At 71.7% G+C, this 17629-nt stretch carries 17 protein-coding genes and 1 pseudogene; 8 read left to right on the forward strand and 10 right to left on the reverse strand.

Annotated features, from left to right (window positions below; all coding sequences use genetic code 11):
- Positions 1-297 precede the first annotated feature (297 nt).
- Together WN71_RS40495 and WN71_RS35650 are read right to left on the reverse strand one after the other, a co-directional pair.
- Positions 298-585, reverse strand: a pseudogene (locus WN71_RS40495) (DNA-3-methyladenine glycosylase); the annotation flags it as partial.
- Between the two features lie 51 nt (positions 586-636).
- Positions 637-1242, reverse strand: a complete 606-nt coding sequence (locus WN71_RS35650) for a DNA-3-methyladenine glycosylase (protein ID WP_046591652.1) — start codon at positions 1240-1242, stop codon at positions 637-639.
- Between the two features lie 248 nt (positions 1243-1490).
- Here WN71_RS35650 and WN71_RS35655 point away from each other — a divergent pair, with 248 nt between their 5' ends.
- The 3 genes from WN71_RS35655 to WN71_RS35665 all read left to right on the forward strand — a co-directional run bounded on the left by WN71_RS35655 (position 1491) and on the right by WN71_RS35665 (position 3540).
- On the forward strand, positions 1491-2273 hold the full coding sequence (locus tag WN71_RS35655) for a sporulation protein (RefSeq protein ID WP_046591653.1): 783 nt from the start codon (positions 1491-1493) through the stop codon (positions 2271-2273).
- Between the two features lie 41 nt (positions 2274-2314).
- Complete coding sequence (locus tag WN71_RS35660) at positions 2315-2854, forward strand: YbhB/YbcL family Raf kinase inhibitor-like protein (RefSeq protein ID WP_046591654.1); 540 nt, start codon at positions 2315-2317, stop codon at positions 2852-2854.
- Positions 2855-3021: 167 nt separating this feature from the next.
- A complete protein-coding gene (locus WN71_RS35665; RefSeq protein WP_046591730.1) occupies positions 3022-3540 on the forward strand; it encodes an HNH endonuclease in 519 nt (172 codons plus the stop codon).
- A 96-nt stretch (positions 3541-3636) separates the two neighbouring features.
- Here WN71_RS35665 and WN71_RS35670 read toward each other — a convergent pair whose 3' ends face one another.
- From WN71_RS35670 to WN71_RS35680, 3 genes are all read right to left on the reverse strand, one after another.
- The gene (locus WN71_RS35670) at positions 3637-4593 is read right to left on the reverse strand and encodes an SPFH domain-containing protein (RefSeq protein ID WP_046591655.1); all 957 of its coding nucleotides are present in this window, start codon (positions 4591-4593) and stop codon (positions 3637-3639) included.
- A gap of 132 nt (positions 4594-4725) precedes the next feature.
- Positions 4726-5157: an NfeD family protein gene (locus WN71_RS35675; protein ID WP_046591656.1), complete on the reverse strand. Its 432-nt coding sequence runs from the start codon at positions 5155-5157 to the stop codon at positions 4726-4728.
- Positions 5158-5209: 52 nt separating this feature from the next.
- The gene (locus tag WN71_RS35680) at positions 5210-6001 is read right to left on the reverse strand and encodes an ABC transporter ATP-binding protein (RefSeq protein WP_046591657.1); all 792 of its coding nucleotides are present in this window, start codon (positions 5999-6001) and stop codon (positions 5210-5212) included.
- 149 nt (positions 6002-6150) lie between these two features.
- Between WN71_RS35680 and WN71_RS35685 the strand changes: the two genes are divergently transcribed.
- Entirely contained in the window at positions 6151-6939 is a 789-nt protein-coding gene (locus WN71_RS35685) for a hypothetical protein (protein WP_079178380.1), read from the forward strand.
- A gap of 89 nt (positions 6940-7028) precedes the next feature.
- Here WN71_RS35685 and WN71_RS35690 read toward each other — a convergent pair whose 3' ends face one another.
- From WN71_RS35690 to WN71_RS35705, 4 genes are all read right to left on the reverse strand, one after another.
- A complete protein-coding gene (locus WN71_RS35690) occupies positions 7029-7268 on the reverse strand; it encodes a chaplin (RefSeq protein ID WP_046591659.1) in 240 nt (79 codons plus the stop codon).
- Between the two features lie 241 nt (positions 7269-7509).
- Complete coding sequence (locus WN71_RS35695) at positions 7510-7749, reverse strand: chaplin (RefSeq protein WP_046591660.1); 240 nt, start codon at positions 7747-7749, stop codon at positions 7510-7512.
- Positions 7750-7951: 202 nt separating this feature from the next.
- Positions 7952-8593 (reverse strand): response regulator, encoded by a 642-nt coding sequence (locus WN71_RS35700; RefSeq protein WP_046591661.1) that lies wholly within the window; start codon positions 8591-8593, stop codon positions 7952-7954.
- Positions 8586-9731, reverse strand: coding sequence for a GAF domain-containing sensor histidine kinase (locus WN71_RS35705; RefSeq protein ID WP_046591662.1), 1146 nt, complete (start codon positions 9729-9731; stop codon positions 8586-8588). The genes WN71_RS35700 and WN71_RS35705 overlap by 8 nt, the downstream gene beginning before the upstream one ends.
- A 271-nt stretch (positions 9732-10002) precedes the next feature.
- Between WN71_RS35705 and WN71_RS35710 the strand changes: the two genes are divergently transcribed.
- The 3 genes from WN71_RS35710 to WN71_RS35720 all read left to right on the forward strand — a co-directional run bounded on the left by WN71_RS35710 (position 10003) and on the right by WN71_RS35720 (position 12910).
- On the forward strand, positions 10003-10701 hold the full coding sequence (locus tag WN71_RS35710) for an SDR family NAD(P)-dependent oxidoreductase (RefSeq protein ID WP_046591663.1): 699 nt from the start codon (positions 10003-10005) through the stop codon (positions 10699-10701).
- Positions 10698-11759, forward strand: a complete 1062-nt coding sequence (locus tag WN71_RS35715) for an S-adenosylmethionine:tRNA ribosyltransferase-isomerase (RefSeq protein WP_046591664.1) — start codon at positions 10698-10700, stop codon at positions 11757-11759. Before WN71_RS35710 ends, WN71_RS35715 begins: the two co-directional genes overlap by 4 nt.
- A 335-nt stretch (positions 11760-12094) precedes the next feature.
- Complete coding sequence (locus tag WN71_RS35720; protein WP_046591665.1) at positions 12095-12910, forward strand: transglycosylase SLT domain-containing protein; 816 nt, start codon at positions 12095-12097, stop codon at positions 12908-12910.
- Positions 12911-13009: 99 nt separating this feature from the next.
- Here WN71_RS35720 and WN71_RS35725 read toward each other — a convergent pair whose 3' ends face one another.
- On the reverse strand, positions 13010-15511 hold the full coding sequence (locus WN71_RS35725; protein WP_046591666.1) for an ABC transporter ATP-binding protein/permease: 2502 nt from the start codon (positions 15509-15511) through the stop codon (positions 13010-13012).
- 283 nt (positions 15512-15794) lie between these two features.
- On the opposite strand from WN71_RS35725, the gene WN71_RS35730 reads away from it, so the two are divergent.
- On the forward strand, positions 15795-17629 hold a 1835-nt coding region (locus WN71_RS35730), incomplete at its 3' end, for a streptophobe family protein (protein WP_079178381.1).

The raw sequence follows: 17629 nt of genomic DNA on the forward strand, positions 1-17629 counted from the left end.
CCCTTTCCGGCGGTTCCGACTCTATCAGACCCTTTCGGCGTCCGATTCCCTGTCGGCGGGATTCGTCTCCGGCTTTAGGAATTTCTCCGTCGGCCTTTCGACATTCACTACGTTAGCCCATTCCCGTGGCGGACTCATAATCGAGCCCCGCGAGTTCGAATTCACGCATGCGGACACACGGAATCGACCCCGCCGAAGGGGTGGTCGTAGGTAGTGGTTTGGCCGCTTCCGGCTGCCGGCGAATGCCGTACCCGGTTCAAGCGGCTCGGGCTACATTACGCACCCCGCAAGGGAGCGTCAACTTGAGCGGCGGCGTGGCGTATGCGCCCGGTATGGGCCGACCGTGGGGTCTTCGGCCGTCCAGAAGCGCCACGGGTGGACACCCCCCGCTCCGGAGACTCCGGTGCGCGAACCACTGCGTACCTGGTCGCGGGCGACCGGGGTGCCGGAGAGCATCCGCAGCGGGGGGTCGGCGGCGGCGCACGCGTCGACTCCGTTCAGCTCCCGGTCCACGCCCGGAGCGGTGGCCAGGCGGGCCGGACCTTTGGCCAGTTCCTTGTCGTTCCGGGCCGAAAGTCGACGTTTAGCACGCCGACGTACCGCTGAGCCGTGAGCAAGGGGCACAGCGGCTCAGGTTCATGCGGAGGGTTTGGCTCGCGGGCTCAGTCGGTACGCCGACACCGTCGGATCACCGGCCAGGTAGAACCTGTGTTGCCAGTCGTGGGCCTTGCTCACGCCTACCCGAGGACCGGCCTGGATGAGCGCGGCAGGTACCGGCTCGCCCTCGGACAGCACGACCGAGGCACCTGTCAGGAGGTCTGCTCCGTTGTGCTCCGCCGTGATGCCGAGTGCCTGGCAGAAGTTTCCCGGGCCCCGGGCGAGACGTCGGCTCTCGATCGTCTCCCCTCGTCGCTTGCGTGCCAGGTCTTCGCCCTTGATGACCCGACCTGCCCGGATGAGGACGGCCGAGGCGATGCCCTCCGTCCCGGTGACGACGTTGGCGCACCAGTGCAGGCCGTGGGAGCGGTAGACGTACAGGTGTCCCGCGGGTCCGAACATGACCGCGTTGCGGGGTGTCCGGCCTCGGTAGGCGTGGGAGGCCGGGTCGGCCGCGCCGGAGTACGCCTCGGTCTCCGTGATGGCGATGCTCACGGTTCCCTCCGGGCTCTTGCAGGTGAGTACGGTCCCGAGGAGCTCGGGGGCGACTTCTTCGGCGGGGTGGGCGAGGAGATCGACGTTCATGCCGATTGCCTTGAGACGTCGTAGGTGAAGTAGACGTACCCGTGACCGGGCGGACCGACAGGGCGGTCGGAGAACTCCCTGGGCAGGCCTGTACGGTCCGGTGGCGCGATCATGGCGCCCGAGCCTAGTCCAGAAGTGTCGTACCAAAGGGTGGTCAAGAATCCGTCCGGTTGCCAGGGTGTGGCGCGGAACCGGGCGCGGCCGGATCGCGTTTGTAGGGATCAAGGATCACTCGTCAAGGGAGAGTCATGGGGTTCAAGAAGCTGCTCGCGAGTCTGGGGGCCGGCGGGGGCTCGGTCGAAACGGTGCTGACCGAGGTCAACGCGGTTCCGGGTGGCGTCGTCCAGGGTGAGGTGCGCATCCAGGGCGGCTCGGTGAACCAGGACGTCGAGGGGGTCTCGGTCGGTCTCCAGGCGCGGGTCGAGGTCGAGCACGGCGACGAGGAGTACAAGCAGGACATCGAGTTCACCAAGCAGCGGCTCGGCGGTGCCTTCGAGCTCCAGGCGGGCGCGGTGCACTCGGTGCCGTTCGGGCTGGAGATCCCGTGGGAGACGCCGATCACGATGATCGACGGGCAGGCGCTGCGCGGGATGCACATCGGGGTCACGACCGAGCTGGCGATCGCCCGCGCGGTGGACTCCAGCGACCTGGACCCGATCAACGTGCACCCGATGCCGGCGCAGCAGGCGATCCTCGACGCGTTCATCCAGCTGGGCTTCCGCTTCAAGACCGCTGACATGGAGCGCGGCCACATCCGGGGGACGCGGCAGCGGCTGCCGTTCTACCAGGAGATCGAGTTCTACCCGCCGTCGCAGTACCGGGGTCTGAACCAGGTCGAGTTGACCTTCGTCGCGGACGAGCACGCGATGGACGTGGTGCTGGAGATGGACAAGAAGCCGGGTCTGTTCAGCGAGGGCAGCGACACCTTCCGCTCGTTCCAGGTGGGTCTGCACGACTTCCACGGGACCGATTGGGCGGGATACCTCAACCAGTGGATCTCCGAGGTCGGCAGCAAGCGCAACTGGTTCTAGGCTCGGAGCCAGGCAACGCATCCGATCCAGGAGGTACCGAGGTGACCGAGCTCAAGCGGCGGCCGCTCCCCCACGACTTCCATCCGCCCGTGCCGTCGTTCACGGTGACGAGTGAGGACATCGAGGAAGGGGCGACTCTCAAGGACGCCCAGGTGTACGCGGCGGGCAACACCTCCCCGCAGCTGCGCTGGGAGGGCTTCCCCGCGGAGACCAAGAGCTTCGCCGTGACGTGCTACGACCCGGACGCGCCGACCGGCAGCGGTTTCTGGCACTGGGTGGTGTTCGACATCCCGGCGTCCGTGACCGAGCTGCCCGCCGGCGCGGGCAGCGGCACGTTCGACGGGCTGCCCGAAGGCGCCGTACAGGTGCGGAGCGATTACGGCACGAAGGAGTTCGGCGGCGCCGCGCCGCCGCCCGGGGACGGCTCGCACCGCTATGTGTTCACCGTGTACGCGGTGGACCAGGAGAAGCTGGGTCCGGACTCGGACGTCTCGCCCGCCGTCGTCGGCTTCAATCTGCGGTTCCACGCGATCGCGCGGGCCCAGTTGATCGGGGAGTACGAGAACCCCGACAAGGGCTGACGCCCCGGCTCAATTCAGTCGAGCGTTCATGGAACGTTTGCCCGCCTCTGGTCTTGGAAGTGATCAGGGGCGGGCATTTTTTATTGCGTTGTCCATCTCGGCGTGCCCGTCCAGAGTTGATCCAAGCCCGCCAGGGGGTGGGCCGATGCACAGGGGAGGTGGGCTGGGTGCGTGACACGCTGGTTCTCAACGCGAGCTTCGAGCCGCTGTCGACGGTGACGCTGAATCGGGCCGTCGTTCTGGTGCTCCAGGACAAGGCCGTCGTCGAGCAGGCCCACCCCGAACTGCGTATGCGCGGCGCGGACGTGGACATACCCGCGCCGCGGGTGATCAGGCTGTGCAGGTTCGTGCGAGTGCCGTTCCGAAGACAAGCCCCGTGGTCGAGGCGAGGGGTGCTGGTCAGGGACCGGCACCGGTGCGCGTACTGCGGCAGGCGCGCGACGACCGTGGACCACGTGGTGCCGCGGTCGCAAGGTGGTGCGGACAGCTGGCTGAACACGGTGGCCTCCTGCGCCGAGGACAATCACCGCAAGGCGAACCGGACTCCGGAGGAGGCGGGGATGCCGCTGCTGCGGCACCCGTTCGAGCCGACGCCGGCGGACGCGATGCTGTTGACGCTCGCCCAGGACGACCTGGCGGCGCTGCCGGAGTGGCTGTCGCGTGAGGCGACGGCCCCGGCCGCCTGATCGTCGGACGCCCGATCCCCGGACGCCTGATCGCCGGACGTACGACGTGGGGCCCGCCTTCCGGGAAGGCGGGCCCCACGTCGTAGGCGGTGCGGGTCAGTCGATCGGGGGGCGCTCCCGGCGTTCCGCGCCCTTGTTCTGCTGCGGTACGGAGCCTCCGCCGCCCGAATTGCCGCCCAGCGGGTTGAAGTTGCCCATGGCGCCGGAGAGGCCCTTCAGGGCGTCGCCGATCTCGCTGGGGACGATCCAGAGCTTGTTGGCGTCGCCCTCGGCGATCTTCGGGAGCATCTGGAGGTACTGGTAGCTGAGGAGCTTCTGGTCGGGGTCGCCGGCGTGGATGGCCTCGAAGACCGTGCGCACCGCCTGGGCCTCGCCCTCGGCGCGCAGCGCGGCCGCCTTGGCCTCACCCTCGGCGCGCAGGATCTGGGACTGCTTCTCGCCCTCCGCGGTGAGGATCGCGGCCTGGCGGGTGCCCTCCGCGGTGAGGATCGCGGCGCGCTTGTCACGGTCGGCGCGCATCTGCTTCTCCATCGAGTCCTGGATGGAGGTGGGCGGTTCGATCGCCTTGAGTTCGACGCGGTTGACGCGGATGCCCCACTTGCCGGTGGCCTCGTCGAGGACGCCGCGCAGGGCCGCGTTGATCTCCTCGCGGGAGGTGAGGGTCCGTTCCAGGTCCATGCCGCCGATGATGTTGCGCAGCGTGGTGACGGTGAGCTGCTCGATGGCCTGGATGTAGCTGGCGACCTCGTAGGTGGCCGCGCGGGCGTCGGTGACCTGGTAGTAGATGACCGTGTCGATGTTGACCACCAGGTTGTCCTGGGTGATCACCGGCTGCGGCGGGAACGGGACGACCTGTTCGCGCAGGTCGATGCGGTTGCGGATGGTGTCTATGAACGGGACGACGATGTTGAGGCCCGCGTTGAGCGTGCGCGTGTAGCGGCCGAACCGCTCCACGATGGCCGCGCTGGCCTGTGGGATGACCTGGATCGTCTTGATCAGGGCGATGAAGACCAACACCACCAGGATGATCAAGACGATGATGACCGGTTCCATCGTGCTCCCCGTACCCTTCTCCGCCTCGGCGCTCTCGGAAGATCTTTATGGCTGTTGAAGATCTTGCTGGTCGAGTCTGGCAGACGGTCGCCCGCCTCGTGGGGTGTTCGGCCGACTTGTCGTCGTGCGAGGTCAGATGACGATCGCGGTGGCCCCCTCGATGTCCACCACGTCGACGGCCTGCCCGACGTCGTAGGCGCGGTCGGTGTCGAGCGAGCGGGCCGACCAGACCTCTCCGGCGAGCTTGATGCGGCCGCCGGCGCCGTCGACCCGTTCCAGTACGACGGCCTGCTTGCCCTTCAGCGCGTCGATGCCGGTCGCGAGCCCGGGCCGCGAGGTGCCGTGCCGGTTCGCGAGGGGCCGTACGACGGCGATGAGGGCGACGGAGACGACGACGAAGACGAGCACCTGGGGCACGACGTCGAAGCCGAGTCCCGCGGTGACCGCGGCGGCGACGGCGCCCACGGCGAACATGCCGAACTCCGGCATCGCGGTGACCACGAGCGGGATTCCGAGCGCTGCCGCGCCGACGAGCCACCACACCCATGCGTCGATGTCGTTCACATGGTCATGGTAGGGCCGTGCCGGTGCCAACGACAGGGCACGTCCGGGGAGTTCAGGACAGCGGCAGTCCGTGGGCGGTCCAGCGCTCGCCGACCTGCTCGACGACGAGGGGCAGGCCGAAGCAGAGGGAGAGGTTGCGGGAGGTGAGTTCGAGCTCGATGGGGCCCGCGGTGAGGACCTTGCCCTGACGGATCATCAGGACGTGGGTGAAGCCGGGGGCGATCTCCTCGACATGGTGGGTGACCATGATCATGGAGGGGGCGATCGGGTCGCGGGCGAGCCGGCCGAGCCGGCGCACGAGGTCCTCGCGGCCGCCGAGGTCGAGACCGGCGGCGGGCTCGTCGAGGAGGAGCAGCTCGGGGTCGGTCATCAGGGCGCGGGCGATGAGGGTGCGCTTGCGCTCGCCCTCGGAGAGGGTGCCGAAGGCGCGCTCGAGGTAGTCGCTCATGCCGAGGCGGTCGAGGAAGGCGCGGGCGCGCTGCTCGTCGACCTCGTCGTACTCCTCGCGCCAGGTGGCGGTCATGCCGTAGGCGGCGGTGAGCACGGTCTCCAGGACGGTCTGGCGCTTGGGGAGCTTCTCGGCCATGGCGATGCCGGCGATGCCGATGCGCGGGCGCAGCTCGAAGACGTCGACCTTGCCGAGGGTGTCGCCGAGGATGGTGGCGGTGCCCTTGCTGGGGAAGAGGTAGGTGGAGGCGACGTTCAGGAGGGTGGTCTTCCCGGCGCCGTTCGGGCCGAGGATGACCCAGCGCTCGCCCTCCTTGACCGACCAGGAGACCTGGTCCACGAGAGCCCGGCCCTCGCGGACCACGGATACGTCCTGAAGTTCCAGAACATCGCTCATGAGCCCGTTGTCTCCCCTTGCAGTGTGGCCGGTCTCGGCTGTCGCGTGCGCCTGTGGCTGGGTCCGCCGCCGGTGGGCGCGGTCCTCAAGGAAATCTACGCCACGAGCCGGGCAAGCCGTTCCATCGGTCCGGTCCTTAGGGTGGTCCCATGCTTTCTGAACCGCGCGCCGGACGCCTTGCCGCTTGGGGAAATGCCCTGTTGGCCGGATTTGTCTCTCCGGATGACGCCGCTCTCGCCATCGTCGGCGAGGACGCGGTGCATCGGGTGGAGGGGCTCCCCGGGGAGAGCGGGCCGGTCGGGCTCACGCTGGCTCTCGGGCGGCTGCGGGCGCTGGGGGTGACCGGGCTGCGGGTGGCGCTGCCCGCGCCGGGGCATCCGCTCGGGCTGAGCGGGCCGCCGGAGTTCAACGCGCGGGCGCTGGAGGCCGAGGAGGCGGCGGTCTGCCACGGCGCCGCGCTGGGGCTGGTCCCCGAGGTGTCCGAGGCCGGTCCGGAGGGCGATGTGCACGTGGAGGTGGTCTGGCACTGTCTGCCGGTGCGGGAGGCGCCGCCGGCCGACGTGCCGTCGCTGGGCGAGGCGGAGCGGGAACTGGCGGAGGCGCTGCGGGACGCGACGGAGGTGCTGTCGCGCCTCGACGTGGCGGGCTCGGGGCCGGTGGCGGAGGCGGCGATCGACGCGTACCGGGCACGGGCCGAGCGCGGGCGGGAGATCCTGGCGCCGGGCTATCCGCCGCGGGCGGTGCGGGTGCTGGAACTGGCGCAGCGGGTGGGTCTGCTGGTGTCGATGGCGTACGACAGCGGGCACGGCGGCGCGGTGAGCGCGGCGGAGATGGGCGCCCGCACGCAGGCGCTGCGGCCGGTGGAGCGCACGGCCCGGCGGGCGCAGGTGGCGGCGTACAACGCGATGGTGGAGGAGCGGGAGCGCGGGACGCGCTAGGGCCCGCGGTGCGCTGGGCGGGCCGGTTCCGGCACGGCGAAGGGCCCCGCGGTCGTCCCTGGCCGCGGGGCCCTTCTGACTGCGGGGCGTCAGCCGTTGGCGGCCTGGTTGCCGAAGGCCGGGTTGAGCAGGCCGATGACGTTGACGCTGTTGCCCACCACGTTCACGGGGATGTGGACGGGGACCTGGACGACGTTGCCCGAGGCGACGCCCGGCGACTGCACGGCCGCGCCGTCGGCACCCGCGTCGGCGACAGCGGCACCGGCGGACGCGCCTGCGGCGATACCGGCGACGGTGAGGGCCACGGCGGCCTTCTTGGCGATGTTCATGAGAAGCGTTCCTCCTGCGTGTGCGATACCGACCCGGCCGCGGGTCGTGCCTGGTGAACGCGGGAGGGGCGGAATGGCAACGGCCTCGGATCGTCAACTGCCCGTTCGGATCATTCGGGCGACAAAACGACCGGCCTCCCGGGGCGGGCCGGGAGGCCGGTGGGGCGACGGTCGCGGCGGGGGGACCGCGACCGGGCCTCAGTGCTTCGTCAGCGCTTCGTCAGCGCCGCGTCGGTGGCGCTCAGTGGTTGAGGCCGTGGTTGCCGAACGCCGGGTTCAGCAGGCCGATCACGTTGACGCTGTTGCCGACCGCGTTGACCGGGACGTGCACCGGGACCTGGACGAGGTTGCCCGAGACGACACCCGGAGAGCCCTGGGCCTGGCCGTCGGCGGCGGTGGAGGCGGAGGCCATCCCGGCCCCGGCGGCGATCAGTCCGCCCGCCACCATCGTCACGGCGGCGGCCTTCTTCAGGTTCTTCACTTCTCAGCCCTCTCGTTGCGAGCGCCGCGGCAGTCGCCGCAGCACGCACTGAGAACGCGGGCGGCTCCGGGAGGATGCGCCATCCGGGTGACATTCCCACGACGGTATGAATCTCATCCCGGAACGCGACGTTCCATGTTGCCGCCCGGCCGCCCGGCCGTCCCGCCCCGCCGCTCGCCGTACTGTCCCCCGCCGGGGCGTGTCAGCCGGCCACCCCGTGCCGTACCGCCCACAGCGCGGCCTGGGTGCGGTCCGCGAGGTCGAGCTTCATCAGGATGTTCGAGACATGCGTCTTGACGGTCTTCTCGGACAGCACCAGCGCGCGGGCGATCTCGCGGTTGGAGCGGCCGTCGGCGATCAGGCCCAGCACCTCGCGCTCCCGGTCGGTGAGCGAACCGGTCCTGCCCTGGCCCGGGTTGGTCTCCTCCTGGCTGAGCAGCGCGCCCGCGACCTCCGCCTGGAGCACCACGTGACCGGCGTGCACCGAGCGGATGGCGGCGGCCAGGGCGTCGGGGTCCACGTCCTTGTAGACGTACCCCGCGGCGCCCGCGCGGAGGGCCGGGACCACCGTGCGCTGCTCGGTGAAGCTGGTGACGATCAGCACGCGCGCACCGTTGTCGCGTTCGCGGAGCATGCGGAGCGCGTCGACGCCGTCGGTGCCCGGCATCTTGACGTCCATGAGGATCACGTCGGGCCGCAACTCCTCGGCGCGGTCGACTCCTTCGGCGCCGTCGGCGGCCTCGCCCACGACCTCGATGTCGTCCTGCACCTCCAGGAAGGTGCGCAGGCCCCGGCGGACGACCTGGTGGTCGTCGACGAGCAGAACCTTGATTGCGTCAGCCACCGGGGACCTCCAGCTCGATCGTGGTGCCCTTGCCGGGCGCCGACTCCACGGTCAGCCGGCCGCCGACCCCGCCGGCCCGGTCGCGCATGGAGACCAGGCCGAGATGGCGGCCCGCGCTGCGGACGGTCGCCGGGTCGAAGCCGCCGCCGTCGTCGGTGACGCGCAGCACGGCTCCGCAGCCGCGGCGGTCGACGGTGACGTCGACGCGCTCGGCCCCGGAGTGGCGCAGCGCGTTGTGCAGGGCTTCCTGGGCGACCCGCAGCACGGCCTCCTCCTGGGCGGCGGGCAGCGCGCGGAAGCTGTGGGCGGCGAAGGTCACGCGGGCGCTGTGGGCGCGGTCGAGGACCTGGATCTGGGTGCGCAGGGTGGCGACCAGACCGTCCTCGTCGAGCGCGGCGGGCCGCAACTCGACGACGGCGGCGCGCAGTTCCTCGGTGGCCTCCGCGGCGAGCGCGGCCACCTGCTGCAACTCGCCCTTGGCGCGCGTGGGATCGCGGTCGACCAGGGCGGCGGCGGCCTGTGCGGTCAGCCGCAGCGAGAACAGCTTCTGGCTCACGGCGTCGTGCAGTTCGTGCGCGAGGCGGGAGCGTTCCTCGGCGATGGTGAGTTCGCGGCTGCGTTCGTAGAGCCGGGCGTTGGTGAGGGCGATCGCCGCGTGCTGGGCGAGGATGGACAGCAGTTCCTCGTCCTCCTCGGTGAAGCCGCAGCCGCCTTCCGGCTTGGGGCAGTTCTTGTTCGCGAGGAAGAGGGCCGCGATGACCTCGTCGCCGTCGCGCACGGGCAGACCGAGGAAGTCGGACATGTCCGGGTGGGCGGTGGGCCAGCCCTCGAAGCGCGGGTCGGCGCGGACGTCGGCGAGCCGCTCGGGGCGGGCCTCGTCGAGCATGGCGGCGAGGATGCCGTGCCGGCGTGGGAGCGGGCCGATGGCCTTCCACTGCTCGTCGCTGACGCCGTCGACCACGAACTGGGCGAACCCTCCGTGATCGTCGGGGACGCCGAGGGCGGCGTACTGCGCGTCGAGCAGTTCGCGGGCCGAGGCGACGATCGTCTTGAGGACGTCGCGCACCTCCAGATGCCTGCTCATGGCCAGCAGCGCGGAGCTCACCGCGGCGAGGCCGGACCTGGGGCCGTGACTCATGTCCTCACAGTAACGGCGGGGTGCCGCGGCCCGGATCGGACCGGCGACGCCCGCCGCACCGGCCGCTGGACCTAGGCCGCAGGTCCCCCGCCCGGTCCCGCTCCTTCTCCTCCGCCGCCCGGCGGACCTAGGACCGCGGTCGCCGGTACCGGGGTGTAGGTCGAAGGGCCCGTGCGGCTGCGGCTCGCGTCCGACGCGGTGGCGGGGTGCCGGTTCCTACGTTGGGGGCACCGCCGGGCACAGGGCGGCAGTGGACGAGGGGACGGATGTCATGCCGGTAGCGATCATCACGGGTGCGTCGAAGGGGCTGGGCCGGGCGCTCGCCGAGGCCCTGGCGGCGCGGGGCTGGGATCTGGTGCTCGACGCGCGGGGCGGTGACGCGCTGGCCGCGGTCGCGCGGGCGGTGGCCGGGCACGGCGCACGGGTGGAGGGGCTGCCCGGCGATGTCACGGACGCCGGGCACCGGGCGGAACTGGTGGCGGCCGCGGGCCGGCTCGGCGGGCTGGATCTGCTGGTGCACAACGCCAGCGCGCTGGGCGCCGAGCCGCTGGTGCCGCTCGCGGGACTGGCCCTGGACGGGCTGCGGCGGGCGCTGGAGGTGAACGTGGTCGCCGCGCTGGGTCTGGTGCAGGAGGCGCTGCCGCTGCTGCGGGCGTCGGAGGCGGGCGCGGTGATCGCGGTCAGCTCGGACGCGGCGGCGGAGGCGTACGAGACCTGGGGCGGTTACGGGGCGTCGAAGGCGGCCCTGGACCAGCTCGCCGCGGTGCTGGGCGCTGAGGAGCCGGGTCTGCGGGTGTGGGCGGTGGACCCCGGGGACATGGCGACGGAGCTGTACGCGGCGGCCGTACCCGACGATCACGGGGCGCGGCCGGATCCGGCGGAGGTGGCGCCCGCGTTCCTGCGGCTGCTCGACGAGCGTCCGGCGACCGGCCGGTACGCGGCCCCGTCACTGCTGGAGGGGCGGCGATGACGCTGGCCATCAGGGTGCCGGCGGAGCTGTCGGCGCGGGTGCCCGCCGAGCAGCGCGGGCCGGGGCTGGACCGGGACGCCGTACGGATGCTGGTGTCGCACGGTACGGCGGTGTCGCACCACGCGTTCCCGGAGCTGCCGCGGCTGCTGCGGGCCGGGGACCTGCTCGTGGTGAACACCTCTCCCACGCTGGCGGCCGCGGTGGACGGGTGGATCGGGCGGGCGCGGGTGGTCGTGCACTTCTCCACGCGCGGGGACGACGGCCGGTGGGCGGTGGAGCTGCGCGAGCCGGACGGCGGCGGCACCACGCGCCCGCGCGCGGGCGGGCCCGCGGGAACAGGGGTACGGCTGCCCGGGGGCGGACGGCTGGTCCTGGAGGAGCCGCTGGCGCCGGGCGGGGCGCGGCTGTGGTGGGCGCGGGCGGACGGCCCCGCGGTCGGGGGGCTGCTGCGCCGGCACGGGCGGCCGATCCGGTACGCGTACACGGAGCGGGACCAGCCGCTGGCGGCGTACCAGACGGTGTTCGCGCTGCCGCAGCCCGGCGGGGCGGGCAGCGCGGAGATGCCGAGCGCCGCGCGTCCCTTCACCGCGCGGCTGGTGGCGGAGCTGGTGAGCCGGGGGGTGCAGTTCGCGCCGATCACGCTGCACACCGGGGTCGCCTCGGCCGAGGCGCACGAGCCGCCGTACCCGGAGCGTTTCGCGGTGCCGGAGGCGTCGGCGCGGCTGGTGAACGCGGCGCGGGCCGGGGGCGGCCGGGTGGTGGCGGTGGGGACGACGGCGGTGCGGGCCGTCGAGTCGGCGACGGGGGCGGACGGGACGGTCCGGGCCGCACGGGGGTGGACGGACCTGGTGGTGACGCCCGGGCGCGGGGTGCGCGCGGTGGACGGGCTGCTGACCGGGCTGCACGAGCCGGAGGCGTCGCACCTGCTGATGCTGGAGGCGGTGGCGGGGCGCGCGGCGGTGGACCGGGCCTACGGGGAGGCGCTGCGCGGGCGCTATCTGTGGCACGAGTTCGGCGACGTGCACCTCATCCTGCCCGGCTTGTCCGGCCCGTCGTAAACACTCACTCTTCGCATTTCTTAATGAACACGTGGTGAGCAAATCTGGCGGCCGATGTGAGGCCGCGCATGAGGCCCAGATCACCTACTACCGAACATAGAAGACATGCATTTCCCCGTGAACGGGGCAGACATACCTGTCTGCCCCGTTTTGTCCGTGCCTGATCCACTATGCCGGATAGTACGTCACACCTTTGCCAGGGCATTTTGCGCTCGCTAAGAATTGCTCATGTCGCTCGGCGCCGCGGGTTCGAACCCGCGGCCTTCTTGCGGAAGGGCCCGAGACCCCCGCCTGACGCGAGCGGCATCCGCGCTACTCGAAGAGGTTCATCTGTTATGCCCAGCTCCATCCGACTCAGTGGTCTTACCCGACATCACAAGATCGCCATTGCCGGTGTCACCGCCCTCGGTACCGCCGCCATCGCGTTCTCCGCGGTGCCCAGCAGCGCCGAGACCACGCACACCACGGCCGCCGTCGCGCCGACGACCACGCAGGTCAAGGACGCGCAGGTCAAGAACGTGCAGATCAAGGACGTCAAGGCCAGCATCACCGACCAGCTGGCCGGCCAGAGCCTGAAGACGGGCTACATCGACGCCAAGCAGCAGGCCGCCGCCGCGCTGGCCAAGCAGAAGGCCGCCGTGAAGGCCGCCGCGAAGGCCGCCGCCGTCAAGAAGGCCGCCGCGCAGCACCGTGCCGCCGCCGCGCACAAGGCCGCGGCCGCGCACAAGGCCGCCGCCGCCCACAAGGCGAAGGCCGCGCACCACTCCAAGAAGTCCGTGAGCCGGTCCGCCGAGCGCCCCGCCGTCAAGCAGGCCTCGACGAAGAGCTACGCGAACAACCTCGACGGCTGGATCAACGAGAGCCTCGACATCATGCACGCCAAGGGCATCCCGGGCAGCTACCACGGCCTGTACAAGAACATCATGCGTGAGTCGTCCGGCAACCCCCGCGCGATCAACGACTGGGACATCAACGCCATCAACGGCATCCCGTCCAAGGGCCTGCTCCAGGTGATCCAGCCGACGTTCAACACGTACCACGTGTCCGGCACGTCGAACGACATCTACGACCCGGTCGCCAACATCACCGCCGCCGCCAACTACGCGGCGCACCGTTACGGCACGATCGACAACGTCAACTCGGCCTACTGAGTCGTCCGCGCACCGGGGCCGCGCGGACCCCGGAACGTGGAAGCCGAAGGGCGGCACCCTCCGAGAGGGTGCCGCCCTTCGGGCGTCGCGGAGCAGGCGCTACTTGCGCATGACCTCCGGCTCGTGGCGACGCAGGAAGCGGGCCACGAAGATGCCGCACACCACCCCGAGCACGACCAGGGCGAGCATGTCCATGCTCCAGGCGCCGACCGTGTGCGCCCACAGCGGGTCGTCGGGCTTGCCCTTGCCGGGCGGGGCGATCTTGTTGAAGTCCAGCGTGGCGCCCGCCGCCGCGACCGCCCAGCGGGACGGCATCAGATACGAGATCTGGTTCGCGCCGATCGAGCCGTTCAGGGTGAACAGGCAGCCGGTGAACACCACCTGGATGATCGCGAACATCACCAGCAGCGGCATCGTCTTCTCGGCGGTCTTCACCAGCGACGAGATGATCAGGCCGAACATCATCGAGGTGAAGCCCAGCGCCATGATCGGCACGGACAGCTCGATGAGCGTGAGATGGCCGAGGACCAGGCCCTTGTCGGGGATCTCCCGGCTGGCGAAGCCGATCACGCCGACCATCAGGCCCTGCAGGATCGTCACCACGCCGAGCACGAAGACCTTCGACATCAGGTACGCCGAGCGGGACAGGCCCGTCGCGCGCTCCCGCTCGTAGATGACCCGTTCCTTGATCAGCTCACGGACCGAGTTCGCGGCGCCGGCGAAGCAGGCGCCCACCGCGAGGATCAGCAGCACGGTGGTCGCCGTGCCGTTCGGCACGGGCTGACCGGTGGCCCGGTTGATCATCGGGTTGGGCAGCAGACCCTTGCCCGAGTCGATCAGCAGGCTGACCGCGCCGAGCACCAGCGGCAGGATCACCGTCAGCGCCAGGAAGCCCTTGTCCGAGGCGATGACGGTGGCGTACCGCCGCACCAGCGTGCCGAACTGGGACATCCAGCCCTGCGGCTTCGGCGGCTTCATCGCCTGCATCGGCGGCAGCTGTACGGACTGCGGCGCGACCGCGTCGATGTCCGCGGCGTACATCTGGTAGTGCTGCGAGCCCTTCCAGCGACCGGCCCAGTCGTAGTCGCGGTAGTTCTCGAAGGCGGAGAACACATCGGCCCAGGTTTCGTAGCCGAAGAAGTTGAGAGCCTCCTCCGGCGGGCCGAAGTAGGCCACCGAACCGCCCGGCGCCATCACCAGCAGCTTGTCGCAGATCGCCAGTTCGGCCACCGAGTGGGTCACCACGAGCACCGTGCGGCCGTCGTCGGCGAGGCCGCGCAGCAGCTGCATCACATCGCGGTCCATGCCCGGGTCGAGGCCCGAGGTCGGCTCGTCGAGGAAGATCAGCGACGGCTTGGTGAGCAGCTCCAGGGCCACGGACACCCGCTTGCGCTGGCCGCCGGAGAGGGAGGTGACCTTCTTCTCCTTGTGGATGTCCAGCTTCAGCTCGCGCAGCACCTCGTCTATCCGGGCCTCGCGCTCGGCGCCGGTGGTGTCGGCCGGGAAGCGCAGCTTGGCCGCGTACTTGAGGGCCTTCTTGACGGTCAGCTCCTTGTGCAGGATGTCGTCCTGCGGGACCAGACCGATGCGCTGGCGCAGCTCGGCGAACTGCTTGTAGAGGTTGCGGTTGTCGTAGAGGACCTCGCCCTGGTCGGCCGGCCGGTAGCCGGTGAGCGCCTTCAGCAGCGTGGACTTGCCGGAGCCGGACGGGCCGATGACCGCGATCAGCGACTTCTCCGGGACACCGAACGAGACGTCCTTGAGGATCTGCTTGCCGCCGTCGACGGTCACCGTCAGATGGCGGGCGGAGAACGACACCTCGCCGGTGTCGACGAACTCCTCCAGGCGGTCCCCGACGATCCGGAACGTCGAGTGGCCGACGCCCACGATGTCCGTCGGACCGAGCTGCGCCGCCCCGCCCTTGGGGACCGGATGGCCGTTGACGTAGGTGCCGTTGTGCGAGCCGAGGTCGCGGATCTCGAAGCGGCCGTCCGGCGTGGAGTGGAACTCCGCGTGGTGACGGGAGACCTGGAGGTCCGAGACGACCAGGTCGTTCTCCAGGGCACGGCCGATGCGCATGACGCGGCCGAGGGAGAAGTGGTGGAACGTCGTCGGGCTGCGGTCGCCGTACACCGGCGGCGCCCCCGCGCCCACGCCGGGCTGCCCGCCACCGAGGCCCTGCTGCTGCGGGATCGACGGCGTGCCCTGCGGCTGCTGCCAGCCGGCCTGCGGCGCCTGCGGCAGGCCGGGACCGGCGCCCTGCGCCACCGGCTGCTGGGGCTGCGCCTGCGGCGTGACCACGGCGGCCGCGGTGCCGGACAGGCTCACCCGCGGTCCGTCGGTCGCGTTGCCGAGGTGCACCGCCGAGCCGGGGCCGATCTCCGTCTGCTGGATCCGCTGCCCCTGCACGAACGTGCCGTTGGTGCTGCCGTGGTCGTCGATGACCCAACTGCGGCCGTTGTGGCTGACCGTGGCGTGCCGCCAGGAGACCCTGGCGTCGTCGAAGACGATGTCGCCCTGCGGGTCGCGCCCCAGGGCATAGGTCCTGGACGGATCCAGCGTCCAGGTCCGTCCGTTTGATTCCAGTACGAGTTCCGGCACTCCAAGCCCCACTACGTAGTCCCCCGAATTACCCCCGTCGCAGGGAGTCTAGGGATGTCGAACATCGTCGGAAACTATTTCAGGCCCGGCCCCCTGTCCGAAAGCCGGGCCGTGCGACGACTGCGCTACAACCCGGCGGCGACCGCGCCACAACCCGACCGCGACCGCACAACAACGCGTCGGCCGTTGCCGTTGACGGGGTTGAAACCGGCCCGGAGAGTGGTAATCCGACGCGAGAGGGACAGGCACGGGGCCGGCCGTGCCGCGGATCGGGGGGTCTGCCATGAGCACTGCCACGGGCGTCGCGACGGCACCGCGGGGCACCCAAGTGCCCTGGGGGGACGTGCTGCTGTCCGCGATCGCCGCGGTGAGCTGGGCGCTGATCGGGATGGCGGGCACGGCCGCGCTCGGCCTGCATCTGCTCCAGGCCGACTCGGCCGGCTCGCTCGGCCCGATGACCGCCGCCGTGGTCGCGCTCGGCGCGGGCGGCTCCGTCCAACCCTCGGGCGACGTCGCCGCGTTCGGGCTCAAGGGCGCCGAGGCGCACACCGCCGTCTCCCTCACACCGCTCGGGGTCGGCCTGGTCGGCGCCCTGCTGCTGTCGTGGTTCTTCCTGAGGTCCTTGCGGGCGGCGGGAGTCGAGGTGTCGCCGGCCGAACTCCTCGCGCGCGTCGGCTCGGTGGTCGTGCTGTTCGTCGCGATGCTCGGCGGGCTCGCCTGGGCGGGACACGACGTCATCACCATCGACGGGTCCACGCTGGGCCTGGACAAGATCTCCGGCGGCTCCGGCTCCACCGGCGTCAAGATCCCCGGCCTCGGCGACCTCGGGAACATCGGCGGACTGCTGCCCGACAACGTCGGCAAACTCGTCGACGCCAAGGCGGCCGTCGGCTTCACCGTGCGGACCGGTCCGACGCTGCTCGGCGGGTTCGCCTGGTGCGCGGGCATCCTGCTCATCGCGCTGCTCGCCTCCCGGCGCACCCCGCTGCCGCGCGGCTGGCAGGCCGTGCACCGGGTCGTACGGCCGGCCGTGTCGGCCCTCGTCGCCGTACTGCTGCTCTGTGTGGCGGCCGGTCTGGCGGCCGCCCTGTACGCGGCGATCGGCGACGACCATCCGCGGCGGATCGCCGGGGCGGCGCTGCTCGGCGCCCCGAACGGCACCTGGCTCGCCATCCCCGTCGGCCTGTTCGTCCCGTTCCACGGGAAGGCCACGGGCGTGCTCACCCACTTCCTGCCGGCCCCGCTGGACACCCTCCTCGGCGGGAAGTCCGACCGGCCGGTGACCCTGGGGCGGCTGGCCGACCTCGACGGCCGGGTCTGGCTGCTCGGCGTGGCGGCGGCGCTGATGATGCTGCTGGCGGGGGTGCTCACCGCCGTACGGACGCCGGTGGGGCCGGCCGGACCGAAGGGCGGGCCGGCCGGGGGCGGCGCTCCGGGCGCGCTCGGGTTCGCCGGGCGGTGCGCGGTGCGGCTGGGCGTGGTGACCGCGCTGGCGCTGCCGTTGCTCGCCTGGCTGACCGAGGTGTCGGTGGGCGCGTCGCTGTCCGTGCTCGGCTTCCCCGCGTTCGGCGCGGGCGTGCAGCTGACCGGGAACCTCGGCCTCGCGCTGCTGCTGGGCGCCGCGTGGGGCGCGGGCGCGGGCGCCGTGGGGGCCCTGCTGGCCTGCGCGGCGGGGTCCGCGGGACGGCGGGCGGCGCCCCTGGCACTGGGTGACGCGGGGGGCGCGGGCGCGGGCCCCGCGTGGACGGGCGCCGTGGGCCCCGTCGGCGCCGGGGTGGGTGCGGGCGATCCGGCCGGGGAGGCGGGGCCGTATGTGCCGAGCGCGCCGTACCGGCCGCCGAACGCGGCCACCAATCCCTATCTGCGGGTGCCGGACGAGGTGCGCGACCCGGCGGCGGGCCGGGGGCCGGCCGCGCGGGAGACGGGCCGGGGAGCGGGTCCGCGCGACGGCGACGGCCGCGGTCCGGCGTCCGGTGCCGCCACGACGCCGCCGCCGGACGTGTACGGCGCCCCGACCATGGTCACGCCGGTGGGGCCGCCACCGCGGCCGCCGCGACCGCGGCCGGGCGGGCACCCGGCCGGTACCGACGGCCCGCAGGAGGGCCCACCGCCCCCGCC

Origin of the sequence: Streptomyces mangrovisoli (assembly GCF_000974985.2) — a bacterium.
Classification (GTDB): Bacteria; Actinomycetota; Actinomycetes; order Streptomycetales; family Streptomycetaceae; genus Streptomyces; species Streptomyces mangrovisoli.